Genomic DNA, 20,320 nt, shown 5'->3' on the forward strand with positions numbered 1-20,320 from the left:
ACTCTTGACCGCTTTAATACCTAGTGGTATTATGCATAGCAGTACTATGTAAAAGAGGAGGCCAATTCATACCATGAACTTATCGAAAGAACTAGTGGCAGCCTCCGCCACTCCCATTATTCTTGCAATCCTGCAATCTAACGACTCATATGGGTATGCGATTATTAGAAAGGTACAAGATATCTCACACAATGAAATCGCATGGACTGACGGCATGCTTTATCCGGTCCTCCATCGCCTTAATTCCACTGGACTCATCGAATCCTACTGGGAAAAGGCTAGCAATGGGAGACGACGCAAATACTATAAAATCACAAGAGCCGGACGAGAAGAACTTTCGGTACTTCTATCCCAGTGGAAAGTGGTGAACCATGCCCTACTGACACTAGATAGCCAAAGAGAGGGAGAATCACATGATGTTTGATCTGGAATTACAAATAGACCTTTGGAAACGTCATTTAGAAAAGGCCGACTCAATTCAAAAAGATGATGTGGATGAGTTGGAATCACATCTTCGTGATAGTATCGATGAATTGGTTGGAAAAGGTCTTGTCACTGAAGAGGCATTCCTTATAGCAGTACGTCGTTTAGGGGATGTGGACATGATCAATGAAGAGTTCTCCAAAGTATCTACAGAAGATTTTTGGAAACAGTTGTTTATTCCTTCATCCAATAGGACGAGTGCATCGAAAGGCCGAGTAGAAGTCCTAGTCGTGATTGGATTGGCTCTTTTAGGAGGTTTACTGGGAAAGCTTCCAGCCCTATTCGGATATGGCGATTTTGATGCCTTTGGGCTAATCTATGCACGTAATGCGTCGCTATTCGCTCTTTTTCCCGTGGCTATCTATTATGTTTGGCGTAGGAGTCTTCCATTCTTACAAAGTATAGCTATGCTATGCCTTTTCGGTTTGGCAGCGCTGGTAGTCAACGGATATCCTTCATTCGAGCCACATCATACCGGAATATTATCGGCAATACACGTACCAATCATCTCCGTTCTTCTCCTTCTCTATTTCTATGGAGATTGGAAAAACACCAACACACGGTTGAACTACATCCGCTTTTTGGGAGAGGGGTTCATATTCACGGTACTGATAGGCTTGGGAGGAGTGGTTCTCATTGTCCTAACGTTGGGAACATTCGAACTCGTGGGAATCGATGCATCACGATTTGTGCAATTTTGGATGGCTCCTTTGGGGTTTTTCGGCATCTTTCCAATCGCAGCCTATCTTGTCCAGCAAAAAAAGAGTCTCATCGAGAGTATCGCACCGGTTCTCGCTCGGATATTCACGCCATTATTTTTGATTATCATGGTAGCCCTTATCGTTGTATTCACCATCAAGCCACACGATGCTTTTGAAAACCGGGCATTGTTGATCTGGTTCGATGTAGTCCTTGCCCTCGTTCTCGCTCTCACGTTATATAGTATGAGCTCAAAGGATTATCGCAGTAGTGCAAATCCAACTATTTGGGATGTTTTCAGTTTCGCTCTCCTTGCTGCAGCCGTCATCGTAGATATAATCGCTCTTGCCGGTATCTTAACACGACTCTCGGTATATGGATTCTCCCCGAACAAGAGTGCCGCACTTGGCGAGAACATTATCCTACTGGTAAACCTCTTGCTGCTCTCGATCGGCTATGCTAGGTACCTCATACGGAAATCTGCATTCCAAACAATAGTTGAAATGCAGATGCGTATTCTTCCAGTCTATGCAATCTGGGCTACCGTTGTAGTGGTTCTGTTTCCCCTGATATTCGGATTCCACTAGTCAATTGTAGGTCCCGGTCAGGGAAAATGTGCCATTAGGTAGGATCTGTTGGATAGTACCGCTGGAAGGATTAACTTCCAACCATACGAAAGTACCTTCTACTTTGCCTCTAGCCTGTACATCTGCGCCGAAAGACTCCTTCGCAACCCAGTTCATGGAGATTTCGGCACCAAATAAGGAACCCTTGATCACACCATTGGCATCCAAAATGAGAATCGGATTCATTGCCCCGTCGACTACGGTGATGGTACTATGGTTCGAACCATTGAGTGCCGTAGTCTGTTCATCCAGGTTGTAGTTGGTGACATTGTCCATGATTACATACTTTCCATCCAACAGATCCCAATCCGATTCGATCGCTCCTCCTAGGAACACCCCTTCCGCGATCTCCAAAGGCAAGCTATAGAGGGTCTCCTGTACTGTCTTATGATGGTTACTGTTACCCATATCGCGAGTAACGACACTTGTATAATCCTGATAAAGGTTGACCGATGCCGAAAATGACCGGGGAGAACTATTCATTTTAACTTTTGCAGTATCCACCGTACGGGTTTCAAGGCTTCTTGTATCGGTATCTACATCAGTACCAAGACTTACCATTGCCAAATCACACCCTGCAAAAGCCACCACTATCATGAAGACAACTACAGCAATCGCAATTTTTCTCCCCATTTTTATTCCCATTACGAAATCCTCCATTGTAACGTTAGAGCTATCAAAATCTTTATTCAAAGAGGTATTCCCAACCATCTTATAAGATTTGTACTAGATAGATCATGTAGTATTCCTTTTTAGCATCATACTCTATGAATTCGTAAATGGGTAGTAAAAAATTGCATGCAACGACCTTGGGAGATTCCTATATTACAGGCTTTCGAATAGGTTCACCATCTCTATCGCCGAAGTTCCTGCATCGAACCCTTTATTGCCAGCTTTAGTTCCTGCACGTTCTATAGCCTGTTCAATGCTTTCAGTAGTGAGAACTCCAAAAATGACCGGTTTTGCAAAATCCAAGGAGACCTTACCAATACCTTTTGCCACTTCATTAGCAACATAATCGAAGTGTGACGTGCTTCCTCTGATTACGCATCCCAAACAGATGACCGCATCATACTTTTCAGTCATCAACATCCTTTTTGCTACCAGTGGAATTTCAAATGCTCCAGGACACCAAGCTAAATCGACATCTTGGGCATCCACCCCGTGTCTCTGCAGTGAATCCATGGCTCCATCGATGAGCCGCGATGTAATAAATTCATTGAATCGTGCCGCCACGATACCAAATTTCTTCCCTTTTCCTACCAAATTTCCCGAATACGTCTTCATTGTTTTCATCATTATGCTCCTTAGCTAGATTTTATTTCGTATAAATGCCCCATCTTCTCAGATTTGACTTTCAGATATCTTATGTTTTTCACATTGGGCAAACTCACAACCGGGACTCTGTCGGAAACCACGACACCCCTTCTTTCCAATCCTTCGATCTTTGCAGGATTGTTGGTAAGCAATCGAACAGCCGTGGCTCCCAAATCATGTAGGATTTTCGCACCAACATCATACTTTCTCTCATCTGGGGCAAATCCCAGAGCAATATTAGCTTGTACGGTATCGTGTCCCTCCTCCTGCAATCGGTAAGCTCTCATTTTATTCGGCAATCCGATTCCACGCCCCTCCTGACGCAAGTAGATTAAAATACCCTCGCCCTCTTGTGAGATCATATCCATCGCCTTTTTCAGTTGTTCACCACAATCACAACGGAGCGAATGGAATACGTCACCGGTCAAACACTCCGAATGCATACGGACCAAGGGCACGTTCTTTTTTGAAAAGCTGTTTGGATCACCCATCACTAGGGCTACATGATGATTTCCCGATGGATACTCCATATAGGTATAAGATTTGAATTCTCCATATTCTGTTGGTAGATCAACAACTGAATCACACATGACGAATTGATCATTTTCCAATCTCCAGGCAACTAACTGATTGACTGAAATTATCGGTAATCCATGTTTTCGTGCGAACATGAACAAATCATCGGTTCGGGCCATTGATCCATCTTCCTTAAGGATTTCACAAATCACCGCAGCGGGACGTAGTCCTGCGTATCTCGCCAGATCGACTGCAGACTCGGTATGTCCTGGTCGTTCCAAAACTCCTCCATGTTTAGCTTTCAAAGGAAAAACATGTCCAGGAGCTCTGAACTCTTTAGCGGTAGCATCTTCTGCTGCCAATCTTTGGATCGATAAAGAACGCTCAAAAGCGGATATCCCGGTTGTCGTATCGGTATGGTCTACAGAAATGGTGAACGCTGTCCCCATAACGTCTCTATTTACCGTAGTCATAGGCGATAATTCAAGTCTATCGATAATGGTTTCGTCCAAAGGAACACATACCAATCCTTTTCCGTGGGTGACCATGAAATTGATAATCTCAGGTGTCGCAAATTCTGCTGCGGCGATAAGATCTCCCTCATGTTCCCGATCCTTGTCATCGACAACTACTACAATTTTTTTTGATCGTATGGCAGCCAAAGCCTCTTCTATTGTACTAAATTCCATTCTTTTCTCCTTCTACTCAGGTTGTAAAACCCTGTTCCATCAAATAACCGAAACTCATAACTCCATGGTTTTGTTTGTCTTGTAAAACAGTGTTGTCTCCATTGGTTTTAAGTAATATGTTCTGTACATATTTTCCCATCTGGTCACATTCGATATTCACCAGATCTCCAACGTTCCTACGTGCCAAAGTCGTCGATCTCCTGCTATGACCTACTAGTGAAACGGTAAACCTTTCCATCTCGATTTCAGCAACAGTCAAACTGATTCCATCGATTGCAACCGATCCTTTGCGAATGATGAGTGGGTCACACCCCTTAGGAATACCTATAGAGACCAAAAGAGCTTCCCCAATATCTTCCTTTCCCAAAATTACTGCAGTGGAATCGATATGACCTGCTACCAGATGGCCTCCGAGGCGACTGCCAAGCATCATCGCGCGCTCTAGGTTTACAGAACTACCTGGTTTCAACAAACCGAGATTCGTGGCTCCGAGGGTGACCGGCATCACCTCAGCCTTGAAAAATCTGGTTGAGAATGCAGTTACCGTCAGACATACACCGTTGACCGCCACACTATCTCCTATACTCAGATCATCTTGGATTTCTTTGCATGCGATCTCCAACGAATTTCGTTTAACTGAAAGGACCGTCCCTACCTCTTCTATCAATCCTGTGAACATCACAAAGCCTCCCCTATTTCCCTATTCGGGTAAGCAACTATTCGGATATCACCACCGGAATCAGAGGTGGCAACATGCGAAAACCTGAGGACTTGCGACAATCGGGAGAAGCCAGAACCCTCCACAGGTGTTGGTGCTTGCTCTCCCCCAATAATCATAGGAGCGATGTAACCGATATATTTATCGACTGCATTGGCTGTCACAAAAGACTCGGCAACAGTTCCTCCTCCCTCGACCAACAGACTGTCGACCTGCCGTTCCCCAAGGTCCGTCAGAAAACGATGGATCATTTCCGTATGCCCAGTGGTTTCCATAATCCATACTTCAGCTCCTGCCCGTTCGTATGCCTGGACTCGTGATGGAGAAATTCGGTTTGTGCTTACAATCAGGAGGGGAGCCTCATCGATGGACTTGAACAATCTTGCATCAAGCGGAGTCCGCCCTGTGGTATCCAATACGATGCGAAGAGGATTGATTCCCTTGCCCTCGGCCAACCTCGTAGTAAGAACCGGATCGTCTTTCAAGACTGTATTGACTCCAACGACAACAGCAGCTACCTGATTGCGCAATTGATGTACCTGTTGGCGAGATTGTGGTGATGAAATCCATCTGCTCTCACCGGTTCTCGTGGCAATCTTGCCATCGAGACTCATTGCAGTCTTAAGGATAACGAAAGGTTTTTTGGTTTTTATGTAATGTAGGAATATTTCATTCAGCTCAGATGCCTCATTAGCCAATATACCAACTGAAACATCCACACCTTTGGATTTTAGGTACGCAATTCCTTTACCTGCTACCAATGGGTTAGGATCTCGGATTGCGCAAACAACCCGTTTTACCCCAGATTCCACGATCGCATCACAACAGGGTGGAGTCTTTCCATGGTGGCTACATGGTTCCAAGGTAACATAGAGTGTGCTATCTTTCGCAGCATCTTTTGCCATGTCCAAAGCATTGATCTCAGCATGCGGTCCACCGAATTGACGATGATACCCCTCGCCTACGATTTTGTTGTCCTTTACCAAGACAGCACCAACCAATGGATTTGGACGAGTTCTCCCTATTCCCAATCGTGCAAGGTCCAATGCCCTTTGCATAAATTTTCGATTTTCCAAAAAAATACCCCCAAAGAGGTATCTTCAGGGGTTTGATCAGGAATATGCCAACAATATGATACTCGACAGGAAAATCCTGTCGTATCCATGATTGTCATAACCTCGTTCTTCTTCCATCCAGACTTTAACTGTCGGCTTCGGATTTTGACCGAATCTGCTCTTACGAGCTCGCGGGCTTACGAACTAGTCGCCTACCGCCGGTAAGGAATTACACCTGACCCTGAAGAACCTTATACGTATCGCAATCAATTAAACACATCATACCCACAATGTCAAGAAGCATGGAAAGTGGCCGTTCAAGCCAAACCGGTGAGCTCCCTTGCCTTCTCATTGATCATTGTTTTCAATACTTTTTCGCCCTCTGGGGCATATCGTGCGATGATATTGACAAAAACAGAACCCGCTACCACCGCATGTACATGGGGTGCCAACAACTTACTTTGTTGACCACTTCGTATACCAAATCCTCCAAGTAACAGGGAATTTCCCCGAATATCATCCAAGAATTCGATCATGGACGGATCTATGACTGTCTCACTTCCAGTAATGCCGGCTCTCAATGCAGCATATACGAATTTCCTTTGTAATCTTGTAAGTTTATCGCGTCTAGCACTATCCATGGAAGGCGCTGCCACCGGAACGGCATACATACCATGGTTCTTACACGCTTCATTTAGACCTTCGTCATAGTCGAATGGAAGATCGGGAATGATCAGACCTTTTACACCTACCCCAGCCATAGTAGTGACAAAAGAATCGACACCTCGTCGATAGGCCAAATTCGCATAGGTCATTACAAAAATAGGTATGTCCGGAAAGGAAGAAGCAAGTTTTTCGACAAATCGCAAATTGTCACTCATCGTATAACCTCGGGAGAGGACTTCGGACGAAGCCTTCTGGATCGCTACCCCATCGGCACTCGGATCACTGAAAGGTATTTGGACCTCAAGGTAGGAAACTCCACTTCCAACTAGTGAATCGGCAATTGCGAATGCCAATGGATCGTCGGGATATCCAGCGATCAAGTGGGCCATCACACGAACAGGAACATTCATTTGAACTCCTCCCTTTTCTGTACCATATGTAGTTCGGAAGCGAGGAACCGTTCCCACTCTTCTCTTCTGAAATAGGGAGAAGTTATGAAGAGATCTTTCTCCCCTCTTCCCGACATATTTATCACTATGGGTCTTTCGTCAGGCGAAGACTCTCGAGCCAAACGCATTGCTACAGCTCCAGCATGGGCACTTTCCAAAGCAAACAGAACTCCCTCGTTACGAGCGAAGAACCTGACAGCCTCCAACGCCTCGATATCGGAGGCGCTTGTATATTCGATTCTTCCCGATACTCCAAGCGCCGCGAGTTGAGGCCCAATTCCGGGATAGTCCAATCCTGCACTGATTGAGTGGGTCGCAGAGACCTGACCATCGGAGTCTACCAAGAACCTACTCTTATATCCATGGATGATTCCTTCAGAAGCATCCTCTGAAGACATTCTCACAGCATGTTGCCCAATGGAGGGTCCCATACCACCTGCTTCAGCTCCGATCAATCGAACTGATGTATCATCAAGAAAACTTGAAAAGAAACCAATAGCATTTGAACCTCCACCCACACACGCAACCAGAGTTCCAGCTTCAATGGATCTACGGGTGAGTTGTTCCCGCAATTCCCTTCCGATCACCGATTGGAACGTCCTTACGATATGGGGAAAGGGAGCCGGACCCAAAGCCGAGCCAATCAGATAATGCGTATCCTGAAAATTTGCAGCCCAATCACGCATCGCTTCATTAATTGCATCCTTGAGGGTTTGAGCCCCTGAATATACCGGAACGACTTTCGCGCCATACAACTCCATTCCTGCTACATTGGGTTGCTGCCGCATGACATCCACAGCCCCCATGTACACTACACATTCCATGCCCAACCGGGCACAAGCCGCGGCAGTGGCAATACCATGTTGTCCAGCCCCTGTCTCTGCGATGATCCTTCTTTTACCCATCCGCTTTGCCAGAAGTACTTGTCCCAAAGCATTATTGATCTTATGAGCACCGGTATGGGCATACCCTTCCAACTTGATATAGATAGGAGGTCCAGAGAGCTCACGTGTAGCATGTTCTGCGAATAACAGTGGAGTAGGCCTACCCACAAAATCCTGTTGCAATTGGAGAAGATCCTTATCGAATTCAGCATCATCAACCAAGGCCTCGAACGCTATTTTCAACTCTTCAATTGGACGACGGAGAATCTCGGCTACATAGGATCCACCGAAACCATTGAAAAAATCATCTATAACCATTGTTGACCTCCTCGAAAAATCGCTTGATCAATCGTGGGTCCTTTTTCCCGGGAGCAGACTCCAACCGACTTGAGACATCTACCAATTCCGGCCGGTAGATTCGAACCACCTCTGAGATGGTGTCTACGCCTAACCCTCCAGCAATCCACAGAGGACCAGTTTTCTCCAGTGATCGCAACAGAGGATCGGAGATCAGAACTCCCGTTCCTCCACTCTGGTTTCCAACCTGTGCATCACAAAGAACCCTCGGTTCACCTTCCACTAGTAAATCTTCTACAATCTTGACATCTCCGATCTCTCCAATCCCAATAGCGGCATAACAAGCCGGAACCTGGTCACCATATTTTCTAGCCAATTCCTGGAGCATACATGGAGCAGATTTTCCATGACACTGCAAGGCGTCCAGCTCACCTTTCATAGCGAGATCGATAGCCTCTAAAGCAAGATTACTATCCAAATCGGTAATCACGCCTACCATAAGAGGTGGATTTTGCATCATTCGCTTTTCGGCAACAACTTCCCGCACAACCTCACCATTAGCCTTTCTAGGGCTCTTTGCAAACACAAATCCGATCAGATCGGCACCAAATGATGCTACCATCTGAAAATCTTCCCTATTGGTGATACCACATATCTTCACGAGAGGTCGGTTCGAATCTTCTCGCCTTTTGGCAATTTGCTTCCAAAAACTACCCCTTCGATTGGGTTTCATAGAGGCGAATGCATCCACAAATATGGGAGCCTTTTGCGGATTCCGAGCAACTACCTCACCAATGAGCATTCCCTCATAGCCCAAGCTCCTTGCATATCTACAAGCCCCTGGAGATACAGCTCCCGACTCATAGATTGCCTTGCAGGGTATAAGCTCTCTCTTCTGTGCAGGAACCAATGGATCAATCAAAAATGTTTTAAGATTCCTTGCATTTACTCCAGCGATCGCATCACCATCGCGCAATACCTTTGCCAACTTCTTCAAGTCGGCATCATTGTGGACTTCGACAAAAGGAGTCATGCCAAACTCTCTGCATAAGGACGCCATCGAGCGAAGCTTCTCCTCTGGGAGAATCCTAGCTATGAGAAGCACTGCATCGGCACCCACTAGATACGAAATCCCAATCTCATCCTCATGCAAAAGGAAGTCTTTTCTCAATAGTGCAACATCTTGGATAACCGATCCTATCGAGACTAGATCGTCGAGAGATCCCTTGAAGTACCGCTGTTCAGTCAAAACTGATATCCCAATCGCTTTTGAGGCCCTGTAATGCCCAGCTAGTCCAATGGGGTCCAAATCGATGGCAATATCTCCTTTGGATGGACTGGCGCGTTTAATCTCCAGAACCAGACCAGGATTCAAAAGAAAAGGATTGATTGGTCGTTGTCGTTCGGAGGGGATTCCTGTACCGAAAGATGGACCCTTTTCACGGTAATCCACCTCCCTTTGTCTCAAGATCTCGGAGAGGATATCATGCATGGGTAACCTCACGTAGTTGGAAGATCTTTTGCTGAACTGAACCATCTGTCAACGCTACCAATGCGCGTTGGTAACCCTCAGAGATTGATTTTACATGACCTGATATATAGAGGGCTGCTCCAGCGTTCAATGCAACAGCATATCGTAGTGCTGGATTTCCGCCTCCCTCCAATAGCGTATATGCCAGTTGAACATTCTCTTTCGCCGAACCACCCGACAGTGAGTCGTCACCTGCTACTGGAATTCCCAGTTCCTGAGGATCGACCACATATGTTGATATGTGGCCATTTTCATCTATCTCCACTACATCGTTCGGGGCATTGGGAGAGAATTCATCATATCCATCGGTACTACACACAACCAAAACACGCTCGGCTCCCAACATATGAGCGGCATTGGCTACCGGTACCATAAGCGCCTTTCCATAGACCCCCAAGACCAGATGCGAAGCTCCTGCCGGATTGGAAAGGGGGCCAACAAGATTCATTATAGTCTTGACTCCCAGTAATCGTCGTACGGGTGCAGCATACCGCATGGCACTATGATAAACAGGTGCGTAGAGAAACCCGAAATTGGTTTCTTTGATTATCTTTGCAGTCTGTTCGGGCGACAAGTCGATGTTCAATCCCATCGCCTCATAAAAGTCGGCTGAACCCGAGAGACTCGACACAGCTCTATTTCCATGTTTCGCTACCGGAACTCCACAAGCTGCTATCACGATAGCTGCCATTGAACTAATATTGAAGCTTCCCTTACCATCTCCTCCAGTCCCAACGATATCGACGAGTTTTCCCGATATTGGAACTGGAATCTTTTTCTTGCCAAGGACTGAAGCACATCCGGCGATCTCTGCGGCAGCGGGGCCCTTTACCGATAGAGCAGTTAGCATGGCAGAGGTCTGGCGCTCATCCAGTACTCCATCGGTCAAATCATGCATAAACAATTCAGCTGTCTGTCTGGACATGTCGACACCAGAGAGAAGGTCTTTCAATACTCGTTTGAAGGGAAAAGGTTCCCTTCGATAGGAAAGAAAAGCTTTGAATACCTTCTCTCCCTCAATGGATGCAATCGATTCTGGATGAAATTGGACTCCTTCGAGCATCAACTCCCTATGTCGTATCCCCATGACCTCTCCATCAGGTGCCCTTGCCGTAACCTCGAATAATTCCGGCAAGGATTTTTCATCGACTACCAGACTATGGTAACGGGTAAACGTTGAAGGGCTACCCATGGTTCTAAACAACCCTCTACCATCTAGCTCTATAGGTTCGGCAACACCATGCTTGATGTATTTCGCCCCTACAATCTTGGCACCAAAGACATGCGCTATAGCCTGCATGCCGAGACAGACACCGAGAATTGGAATCACTCCTGCGAATTCTTTGATAACTTGTTCGCTTATACCTGCATTCTCAGGACGACCAGGTCCGGGAGAGATGATGATGTGGGAAGGATGCAAAATCTTAAGACCATCAATATCAATAACATCGTTGCGGATAACCCTGACCATATCCTGTGAGAGTCGAGCAATTGCTTGCTGGATGTTGTAAGTAAAAGAATCGTAGTTGTCGATAATCACGATCATGATAAGCTCTCCCCTAGCACACTCCTGAGTGCTTTCAATTTATCTTCCGTCTCTATCCACTCCCTCTGTGCGTCAGAAGCATGGACAATACCTGCTCCAGCCTGGAGGATCCAGTGAGAACCTTTTTTCAGTGCACAACGTATCGAAATACAAAAATCGAGATCTCCATCTGGTTCTAGATATCCGACAGCTCCTCCATAGAAACTTCTTCTTTCTGTCTCAAGGAAGGATAATCGATTGATTGCCTCGATCTTTGGTGCACCACTGACTGTACCTGCAGGAAATGAAGCCTTGAGCACATCTATAGCTTTTACCGTGTGAGGATCGATCTGACCCACCACATCACTCACGATATGCATGACATGGCTAAAATTCTCAATTTCCATTGAACGTGAGACGCGTACTGATCCTGGTACACATACTCTTCCCAGATCGTTTCTGGCCAAATCCACGAGCATAAGATGTTCAGCGAGTTCCTTCGGGTCGGAGAGCAACTCTTTTTTTAGAACTTCGTCCTCTTCCTTATCTGAGCCTCTCCTTCGGGTTCCCGCGATGGGACGGATGGAAGCTACTCCATCACGAACACGGACTATGCTTTCCGGTGATGCGCCAACAAGTTGGAAATCGCCGAAATCGATAAGAAAGAGATAAGGTGATGGATTGCTGGATCTCAATCTCCGATATACAGCTATAGCAGATTCTTCCGATTCTATTTCCATTCTCCTGGAAAGTACTGCTTGCAAGAGGTTACCTGCAACGATGTCTTCTTGGATTTTCTTCACTCCCTCGAGGAATTGTCTTTTGGTTGATTCGATATCAGTGACTATGGAAAATTGTTCTGCTGTCTTTGGTGGGGAGAGGTAGGAGAAATCCAGATCCTCTAATCGATGGATAATTTTCTCCATTGAGCTCTCCAAATCAATGACATGTTCATCATAATTTAGCCCAAACAAATGTATAGTGTCCGTAAAGTGGTCAAAGACAACGTAGATATGTCCGACTATGAACATAGCTTCTGGAATTCCGAGAGGATCCTCTTGGGATTTCATGGAGATCGTATCACATCGTTGGCAGAACTCATAACCGAGATAACCGATTCCGGCACCTGGTAAGGGAATTCCATCTGGAGGCAGTGGATTCTGAAGCGCAATTTTCTCCAGTGTGGCAAGGATATCGGTTTCGTTGGTTGGAATCCGCTCTTTCTCGATATGAAGTACTACACGATCGGGTTCTTGTACAATGCGGAACGCCTCTTTAACAAGAAGTATAGAGTACCGATCTTTTCCATGGGTAAATGACGCTGATTCCAAAATTGCGCTCGCTCCTAATTTGTTGGCAAGGGAAAACGGTGTGAATCGCTCCCCGGAGAGACTCTTCATCACCAAGTCTGTTCTCTTTACTTCCATCTAAAACCATCCTTTCCATGCACTATGTTTCTACAAATAGTAACGGAAGTATAAAAAAAGGAAACTGTTCTTGTCAATAGAAACAAATTTATTTACTCAGCAGGTCTTTTCTTTGATAGAATTGAGAGTAAAATTAGCTTAGAAGGAGCAGGTAATGGGAAAACTGGTTACGACTCTGGGACTCATGGTTGTTGTCGGTGTATTACTGGGATGTCTTCCACTTTCTGTAGTGGGAACCAGTACCGAAGAAGTAGTGGCCTCACGGCAGGAACAAAAAGTAGAACCTGTTGAACAAACGGAGGTCGAAAAATCGGTGTCCATGGAGCAAGAGACTCCAGAAGTAGATAACGTCGAGACAAAACAAGTTGAAGAATCCAGAACATATATTCTTGGAGAACGAGGACCTGCTGGGGGATTTGTTTTCTATGATAAAGGTTCATATTCCGACGGATGGCGATATATGGAGATCGCACCGATAGAGACCGAATTCGGTTATATGCCGTGGGGCGCCGGCGGAATCGTCATCGCCCAGACATCGGCAGAAATCGGTTCAGGATTGGAAAATACCAAACAGGTCGTCTCGGTTTTAGGTGACAAGGATCCGAAATCGGGGAAACCGTATCCTGCTCTCCTCTGTGATCGATTGGTATTTGGTGACCACGATGATTGGTTCCTTCCATCACTGGAAGAGCTTAAATTGGTCTATAGAAACCTTATGGTCCCTGCTTTGGGTGATTTCGGTGAAGATTCCAAACTAGCGGATTCCTACTGGTCCAGCACGGAAGACAATTCCAGTGGGTCAGGAGCATTCGCATACTACCTCAGTGTATACAACGGCGATACGAGTAGTGCGAACAAAGATTTCCCTGGCAATAGTGTTCTTGCTGCACGAAGATTTTAGTGATCTGTACACTTTTAGATGAGGTGGGTAATAGCCACTAGTAATATCCCTTGCCCGGCATAAGGTGGCGAATGCCACCTTTCGGGTTTTCCACATCACCTCTCCTCCGTGGGATGAGGTGGATGTGGCAGTGGAAAATGGTCTGACCAGCCACATCGCCGATATTGACTCCTACATTGAATCCTTCGATCGTCGTATCTTGAGATAAGCTATTTCGCCTCATGACTGATAATAATTCATTGCATGCAAGCAACTCGTCCTGCGTCAATTGGAAAAAATCTTCCACATGCCGTTTGGGAATAACAAGACAGTGTAATGGCGTAACTGGATAACTATCATACATGGCGAATGCCAAACTATTTTGAACTACCTTGACCTCATCTTCAACACAACAGAATAAACATCCTTTCATAACACTGTACACCCGACTCTATCCCGACCATCTTGTTTTGCCTTCAGCAGACTCTCATCAGCGTGGAATATCAAAGAGACCTTATTATTTCCATGCAGTGGATACTGGGCAACACCAAGAGTGATGGAGATAGGTCCAATATTTTTCCCACGATAATACAAGTGCATATGCTTAACTTCCTCTCTTAGGGTTTCCGCAATCCTGATAGTATCCCCGACTTTATGTGTATGCACGATTATGGCAAACTCATCGCCTCCATACCGACAGGGAATAGCATCAATGGGAAGTATCCGATGGAGCAATCTTGAGAATTCCAACAGTACGAGATCTCCTGCAGGGTGACCGTATTGATCATTGAGACTCTTGAACCTATCAATGTCCAAAAGAATGACACCAAAGGAGGTCGTCGCATCACTTTCAGAGAATCGTCTATCGGTTTGCAATTGCTGATTCAATGCGATTTCCAGATAACGTCTATTCAACAAACCGGTTAGTTCATCGGTAATGGCGAATGCATGCAATTCCTTCAAACGGTTTCCGAGCATATGATTAGTTATGATACTCAACAGTGATGCAATAAAAATGAAAATAAGGAAGCTGACACAATTAAGTGGCCGGTAAGCAGGAATCCATAACACAACACCTGCCAAAAGAAGGAACTGGATGGACGCCAATAGTATGGTAACCAATTCGGGCAAGAGAAGACTGGAGAGCATAATGGAAAAAATTACATAGAGAAGCGGGAATATGTCTCCATGGCTCACTGAGGAGTCGAACAAGAGCGAACTCCAAGCTCCAAGCATGGGAACTAGGACAGTCATTATTGCCGAAGGCACATACCATCCTTTAACCAGAAGGATATAGGCAATAATAAGCATAAAGAAAAGTATCCCTACCATCCAGCCATACAGTTTTCGCGCAGGATCGCCGATTGGATTATCGATGAATATTATAATCAGTACGATAGGTAATATACCGAGAAGACTTCTCAGTAACCAGGTAAGTAGGGTTGTTCTCGTATCATCATTTCCCAAACCCGACATATCTCCTCCATGAGAAAATTGTATCACGTTGACATGCATGAATATAGGGACAAAACGGAGTTTTCAAATCAAACATAATGGGAGGAACCTGATTTTTGTTGCAAATGCAACTGACCATACTCGTCCATCGCGCTACCATGGCAAAAGAACGCAATCGATAAAAACTTTTTGACTTATCCGAGACTATGATATAATAGGAAAAGGATTTGAATATTTTAAATCGCAAAGGAGTTCATATGAGCATGTTCTGTTACCAATGCCAAGAAACAGCACGCAATAGCGGATGTACCGTTAAAGGTGTATGTGGCAAGAATGCCGAGGTTTCGAATCTTCAGGATCTTTTGATCTATGTGACCAAAGGAATCTCCCAGATCGTCGTGAAACATGGTTTGGATATCTCTAAACTGAGTGAAGTTAACCACCAAATGTTCACCAGCCTGTTCATGACTATCACCAATGCAAACTTCGATGATGCCGCGATTGAAAAACAGATTGTGAAAATGATCAAGTTGCGCGACGGGTTGGCTGAAGGCAAGGACCTGAAAGGACTGCACGATGCCGCTACCTTCTCTGTTGAAGGTCATGATGCCATGGTTAAGAAGAGCGAGAGCAGCGAGGTCGGAATACTCGCTACTGAGAACGAGGATGTCCGTTCATTGCGGGAATTGGTTACCTACGGGCTCAAGGGAATGGCCGCTTATGGTGAGCATGCCCTCAATATCGGCAAAGAAGATACCAAGATCTACGCCTTCATTTATGAGGCACTCGCTGCACTGCTCGATGATACCCTTTCGGCTGATGATCTAGTAGCATTGACTCTCAAAACCGGTGAATATGGTGTCAACGCAATGGCCTTACTTGATGAGGCAAATACATCGAAATACGGTAATCCGGAGATTACAGAAGTGAATATCGGAGTCCGCAACAACCCAGCCATCCTCATATCAGGCCACGATCTGGTCGATATGGAAATGCTCCTCGAACAGACAAAAGGTACCGGAGTCGATGTGTACACCCATGGAGAGATGCTCCCCGCCAATTACTACCCAGCATTCAAGAAATACGACAACTTCGTAGGTAACTATGGAAACTCATGGTGGATGCAGACCACAGAATTTGTCTCCTTCAAGGGACCGATCCTCTTTACTACGAACTGTATCGTTCCTCCCAAATCGGAGGAGGTGAGAAGCCGTATCTATACTACCGGTGCTTCAGGATATCCCGGTTGCGAACATATTGTTGCAGATGAGAACGGTCATAAGGATTTCTCCAAGATCATTGAACACGCCAAGAAACTTGGAGCTCCAGAAGAAATCGAGACGGGTACCATTGTTGGAGGATTCGCCCACAACCAGGTCTTGGCACTCGCGGACAAGGTTGTCGATGCGGTGAAATCGGGAGCCATCAAGAAGTTTTTCGTCATGGGTGGTTGTGACGGGCGCATGAAATCCCGTTCTTACTATTCCGAGTTTGCTGAGAAACTCCCCAAGGATACAGTCATCCTTACCGCCGGGTGTGCAAAGTACCGCTATAACAAGCTTAACCTTGGAGATATCGGTGGAATCCCAAGAGTCTTGGATGCAGGACAGTGCAATGACTCCTATTCACTTGCAGTGATCGCACTCAAGTTGAAGGAGGTCTTCGGACTCGATGACATCAACAAGCTTCCGATTGCCTATAATATTGCATGGTATGAGCAGAAGGCGGTCATCGTCCTGCTAGCTCTTCTCTATCTCGGAGTGAAGAATATCCATCTCGGACCCACATTGCCAGGCTTCCTCTCACCGAATGTCGCCAATGTCCTCGTAGACAAGTTCGGCATTGCTGGTATCGGAAGCGTAGATGAAGATATCCAGCTCTTTATGGGTGCCTAAACAAGCTGTTTCATCACCAAAGGCAAACAGGTCGGTAGTTCAAGCTACTGGCCTGTTTTTTATTCGTATGGTAGGGTCTCTTCATGCAAGACATGCAAGACTGTCCGCTTTGCGGTCATCCATCAATAAAGCTGCAACCAATTGCCAAGCGACCTGCTCCCTACGGTTTTTGTCCGACATGTAAAGGAATCTTTGTTTCGAAGGAGAATCATCCCGATCCGTCCAAAGAAAGAGCAGAATATGAAATGCATAACAATGATGTTGAAGATCCCAACTACCGTAAATTCGTTCAACCCTTGGTAGAGTTGATCACATCACGTCAAAAGAGAGAGGATCGTGGACTCGATTTCGGCGCAGGGCCTGGACCGGTAGTCTCAAAGATGCTGGAGCTTCAGGGCTTCCACATGACTCTCTACGATCCCTATTTTCATCCAGACACGGTAGTATTGGAAAGATCATATGACTTCATCGTAAGCTGTGAGGTCATTGAGCATTTCTATGAACCGGCGAAAACGTTCAGCCAACTTGAAGCACTTTTAGCTAAAGGAGGGCGACTATATTGTAGGACAACATTGATTCCCGACGATATAGAATTCTCAAGATGGCACTACAAAAATGAGATTACCCATGTCTTCTTCTATCACAGAGAAACGGTCGCATGGATTGCCCACAACATTTTGAAATGTAACTATACCATCATAGACAAGAACCTATTCTATTTTTGTATGAAACCTTTCTCTTGAAGATACGATTGAGCAACTTGTCTGGGAGACTGTCCTTCTACAGCTATCCTACTATTGAGCATCTGAAGAGTCTCAAGATCCAAACTCTCGAACACTGGCTTGAGGATCTCAGCGATTTGTGGATTGCGCTCCAGTAGTCCGGCACGAATGATAGGAGCAGGAGCATATACCGGCTGGATATTCTTCGTATCGGTAAGGACAGCAAGACCCAAGGCAGCTAATTGCCCATCGGTACCATAGGCCATAGCGGCATTTACGCCCTCCTGACCGGAAGCAGCAGCTTGCTCGGTCAAAGTGGTGTTCCCACCAGCAAAAACCAACAACTGGTCATCGGTCAGAGAGAAACCATAACCGGCTTCGAAACTGGGAAGAGCTGCCTCGCTGGAGACAAATTCCTCACTCGCTGCAAGCTTGAATTCGCCACCAGAATTGATATACCTCGCCAGATCATCCAAAGTTTGCAGCGATTCCGATTGCGCCAGATCCCTCCTTACAGCGATTGCCCATGTATTGTTTGCTGGCGATGGAGTCAACCATACGATATTATTCGCCTGCAGGTCCAACTCAGCGGCCTTCTCATATCCAGCTTGGAAATTCTTCCAAATATCGGCTTCGGTCTCACCAGAGAAGAAATAATAGGCATTACCGGTGTACTCGGGATAGATATCGATCTCTCCAGCTATAATGGCAGATCTGACAATCGGTGTCGTTCCGGTCTGCGTCTTATCCACAACAGAAAATGAAGCGTCCTCCAAGAGTAAGACAATCATATTCCCCAACAACGCTCCTTCGGTATCGATCTTCGATCCGACAACGACCTCTTCCAGTTTTGTACTCTCGCCTCCCCCTTGCGCAAATAAAGGCATTGTTAACAGTACTATTAAAATCATCATGGTAAAGACGATCAAACTACGTTTTTTCATAAGTTCCTCCAATACGATACCCAAAGAATCGGATATCCAGTGTGAATTCTTGGTTATTCATCCTCGAAAGAGGGTTCACCAAGACCATCAAAAACCCAAGGGATTAATTCACCCACCGTGGGATGAGGAATAACCGTCTCCTGCAATACGTGATATGGCAATTCCCCTTGCATCAATAAGGCCAACATACCAATTACTTCATCTCCACCGACACCAAAGACTGCGGCACCAAGAAGTGTATCATCTCGTTTGTCTACCAAGACCTTGATCATACCCTGCGTCTCATCTTTTTCCCTTGCACGACTTACCGAAGCCATCTCCTTTCGCCCAACAAGATAAGGAATTTTTGCGTCCCGCACCTGTTTTTCAGTCATCCCAACCCTTGCCAAAGGAGGATCTATATAGAGAGCATAGGTGATATTACGATCTGAAATCTTACGGTTGCCTCCATTAAGCATGGATAGGAACACCTGTCCATCATGAACTGAAGTATGGGTAAAAGCTCCTTTCCCATTCACATCCCCCAAGGCAAAAATATGATCTACAGAGGTTCTACACTGGTCATCCACCTGAATAAAACCTTTTTTATCGGTCTTTACCCCAGCCCTCTCCAGATTTAGTCCATCGGTATTTGGAATTCGTCCGACTGCAACCAGAAGGTGCGAACCAGAGATCGATTTGTCCTTTTCTGTATGGAATACAGATATCTTGATCTGTCTGTCACTCTCTTTCTCGACAGCTTTCACCGAAGCCGAGGTGAGACAAGTGATTCCTTCCTCTTCAACAATTTCCCGCGCAATTTCACTGACTTCCTCATCTTCCCGAGGAATAAGATAGGGTGAAGATTCCAAGATTGTTACTCTAGAACCGAGACGTCGGAATGCTTGTCCGAATTCCAAGGCTATATATGACCCCCCAATAATCATGAGATGATCTGGTAATGAATCAAGGGCAAGAATACCTTTATTATCGAGCCAGTCGACTTTTTCAATTCCTTCCACATCAATAGCACGTGAACGTGTCCCCGTGTGGATAATGATCTGTTCTCCATGGATCTGCTGTCCTGAATCGATCGCTATGGTATGAGGATCAATGAAACTTCCGAATCCACGGTAATAGTCGACACTCTTTTCCAACCATTCTGAGAATCCTTCGCTACCTGAATTACGAATCTGATTTACTCGCTCCATTACTTTTGGGAAATTTGTGCTTTGCTTGCTTATCCCTATCCCAAATTCGTGCGCACGATGGACTACATGGGCAACACGAGAACTCGCAATAAGGGTTTTTGTAGGCGTACAGCCCCAATTGACACATGAACCACCAGTCTTATCGGACTCTATGATTGCAACAGAGCGTCCCAATTCCAACAACCTTCCAAGGATTGTCCCCGTAGCTTGTCCGGTTCCTATGATAATTACATCGTAGCTCTTCATCTGCCGTACCTCCTTATAGGTAATCTCCGGCTTTGAGAGACTATATACCATTCAATATAGGACTAGGACTCCCAGGAGACAAGGAATATCGGGAAAAACTTGATTA

19 protein-coding genes and 1 riboswitch are annotated in these 20,320 nt (G+C 45.6%); of the genes, 5 read left to right on the top strand and 14 right to left on the bottom strand.

Annotation, left to right across the window (positions count from 1 at the left end):
- Nucleotides 1-73: 73 nt before the first annotated feature.
- Together ACODJP_RS02835 and ACODJP_RS02840 are read left to right on the top strand one after the other, a co-directional pair.
- A complete protein-coding gene (locus ACODJP_RS02835) occupies nt 74-424 on the top strand; it encodes a PadR family transcriptional regulator (protein ID WP_422478250.1) in 351 nt (116 codons plus the stop codon).
- Complete coding sequence (locus ACODJP_RS02840) at nt 414-1,769, top strand: permease prefix domain 1-containing protein (protein ID WP_422478252.1); 1,356 nt, start codon at nt 414-416, stop codon at nt 1,767-1,769. Before ACODJP_RS02835 ends, ACODJP_RS02840 begins: the two co-directional genes overlap by 11 nt.
- On the opposite strand, the gene ACODJP_RS02845 is transcribed toward ACODJP_RS02840, so the two are convergent.
- The 10 genes from ACODJP_RS02845 to ACODJP_RS02890 all read right to left on the bottom strand — a co-directional run bounded on the left by ACODJP_RS02845 (nt 1,770) and on the right by ACODJP_RS02890 (nt 12,882).
- A complete protein-coding gene (locus ACODJP_RS02845) occupies nt 1,770-2,453 on the bottom strand; it encodes a hypothetical protein (protein ID WP_422478254.1) in 684 nt (227 codons plus the stop codon).
- Between the two features lie 180 nt (nt 2,454-2,633).
- Nucleotides 2,634-3,095: a 6,7-dimethyl-8-ribityllumazine synthase gene (ribE, locus tag ACODJP_RS02850; RefSeq protein ID WP_422478843.1), complete on the bottom strand. Its 462-nt coding sequence runs from the start codon at nt 3,093-3,095 to the stop codon at nt 2,634-2,636.
- Nucleotides 3,096-3,115: 20 nt separating this feature from the next.
- A complete protein-coding gene (gene ribA, locus ACODJP_RS02855) occupies nt 3,116-4,330 on the bottom strand; it encodes a GTP cyclohydrolase II (RefSeq protein ID WP_422478256.1) in 1,215 nt (404 codons plus the stop codon).
- A gap of 16 nt (nt 4,331-4,346) precedes the next feature.
- On the bottom strand, nt 4,347-5,009 hold the full coding sequence (locus ACODJP_RS02860; protein WP_422478258.1) for a riboflavin synthase: 663 nt from the start codon (nt 5,007-5,009) through the stop codon (nt 4,347-4,349).
- A complete protein-coding gene (gene ribD / locus ACODJP_RS02865) occupies nt 5,009-6,124 on the bottom strand; it encodes a bifunctional diaminohydroxyphosphoribosylaminopyrimidine deaminase/5-amino-6-(5-phosphoribosylamino)uracil reductase RibD (RefSeq protein WP_422478260.1) in 1,116 nt (371 codons plus the stop codon). The genes ACODJP_RS02860 and ribD overlap by 1 nt, the downstream gene beginning before the upstream one ends.
- A gap of 101 nt (nt 6,125-6,225) precedes the next feature.
- Nucleotides 6,226-6,356, bottom strand: a riboswitch (FMN riboswitch).
- Between the two features lie 64 nt (nt 6,357-6,420).
- Entirely contained in the window at nt 6,421-7,179 is a 759-nt protein-coding gene (gene trpA, locus ACODJP_RS02870) for a tryptophan synthase subunit alpha (protein WP_422478262.1), read from the bottom strand.
- A complete protein-coding gene (gene trpB / locus ACODJP_RS02875) occupies nt 7,176-8,420 on the bottom strand; it encodes a tryptophan synthase subunit beta (RefSeq protein WP_422478264.1) in 1,245 nt (414 codons plus the stop codon). Before trpB ends, trpA begins: the two co-directional genes overlap by 4 nt.
- Nucleotides 8,407-9,891: a bifunctional indole-3-glycerol phosphate synthase/phosphoribosylanthranilate isomerase gene (locus tag ACODJP_RS02880; protein WP_422478266.1), complete on the bottom strand. Its 1,485-nt coding sequence runs from the start codon at nt 9,889-9,891 to the stop codon at nt 8,407-8,409. Before ACODJP_RS02880 ends, trpB begins: the two co-directional genes overlap by 14 nt.
- The gene (locus tag ACODJP_RS02885) at nt 9,884-11,476 is read right to left on the bottom strand and encodes a bifunctional anthranilate synthase component II/anthranilate phosphoribosyltransferase (RefSeq protein ID WP_422478268.1); all 1,593 of its coding nucleotides are present in this window, start codon (nt 11,474-11,476) and stop codon (nt 9,884-9,886) included. Before ACODJP_RS02885 ends, ACODJP_RS02880 begins: the two co-directional genes overlap by 8 nt.
- On the bottom strand, nt 11,473-12,882 hold the full coding sequence (locus ACODJP_RS02890) for an anthranilate synthase component I family protein (RefSeq protein WP_422478270.1): 1,410 nt from the start codon (nt 12,880-12,882) through the stop codon (nt 11,473-11,475). The genes ACODJP_RS02885 and ACODJP_RS02890 overlap by 4 nt, the downstream gene beginning before the upstream one ends.
- Before the next feature lie 154 nt (nt 12,883-13,036).
- On the opposite strand from ACODJP_RS02890, the gene ACODJP_RS02895 reads away from it, so the two are divergent.
- Entirely contained in the window at nt 13,037-13,783 is a 747-nt protein-coding gene (locus ACODJP_RS02895) for a hypothetical protein (RefSeq protein ID WP_422478272.1), read from the top strand.
- A gap of 37 nt (nt 13,784-13,820) precedes the next feature.
- On the opposite strand, the gene ACODJP_RS02900 is transcribed toward ACODJP_RS02895, so the two are convergent.
- Together ACODJP_RS02900 and ACODJP_RS02905 are read right to left on the bottom strand one after the other, a co-directional pair.
- Complete coding sequence (locus ACODJP_RS02900; RefSeq protein WP_422478274.1) at nt 13,821-14,195, bottom strand: HIT family protein; 375 nt, start codon at nt 14,193-14,195, stop codon at nt 13,821-13,823.
- On the bottom strand, nt 14,192-15,238 hold the full coding sequence (locus ACODJP_RS02905; protein ID WP_422478276.1) for a GGDEF domain-containing protein: 1,047 nt from the start codon (nt 15,236-15,238) through the stop codon (nt 14,192-14,194). Before ACODJP_RS02905 ends, ACODJP_RS02900 begins: the two co-directional genes overlap by 4 nt.
- A 236-nt stretch (nt 15,239-15,474) precedes the next feature.
- Here ACODJP_RS02905 and hcp point away from each other — a divergent pair, with 236 nt between their 5' ends.
- On the top strand, nt 15,475-17,112 hold the full coding sequence (gene hcp / locus ACODJP_RS02910; protein WP_422478278.1) for a hydroxylamine reductase: 1,638 nt from the start codon (nt 15,475-15,477) through the stop codon (nt 17,110-17,112).
- A 245-nt stretch (nt 17,113-17,357) separates the two neighbouring features.
- Entirely contained in the window at nt 17,358-17,855 is a 498-nt protein-coding gene (locus ACODJP_RS02915) for a class I SAM-dependent methyltransferase (protein ID WP_422478280.1), read from the top strand.
- On the opposite strand, the gene osmF is transcribed toward ACODJP_RS02915, so the two are convergent.
- Nucleotides 17,828-18,778 (bottom strand): glycine betaine ABC transporter substrate-binding protein OsmF, encoded by a 951-nt coding sequence (gene osmF / locus ACODJP_RS02920; protein ID WP_422478282.1) that lies wholly within the window; start codon nt 18,776-18,778, stop codon nt 17,828-17,830. The genes ACODJP_RS02915 and osmF overlap by 28 nt on opposite strands.
- Nucleotides 18,779-18,831: 53 nt before the next feature.
- Nucleotides 18,832-20,214 (bottom strand): mercuric reductase, encoded by a 1,383-nt coding sequence (locus tag ACODJP_RS02925; RefSeq protein WP_422478284.1) that lies wholly within the window; start codon nt 20,212-20,214, stop codon nt 18,832-18,834.
- Between the last annotated feature and the right edge of the window lie 106 nt (nt 20,215-20,320).

The sequence above is a fragment of the Pleomorphochaeta sp. DL1XJH-081 genome (assembly GCF_049310885.1).
Classification (GTDB): Bacteria; Spirochaetota; Spirochaetia; order Sphaerochaetales; family Sphaerochaetaceae; genus CAYZJV01.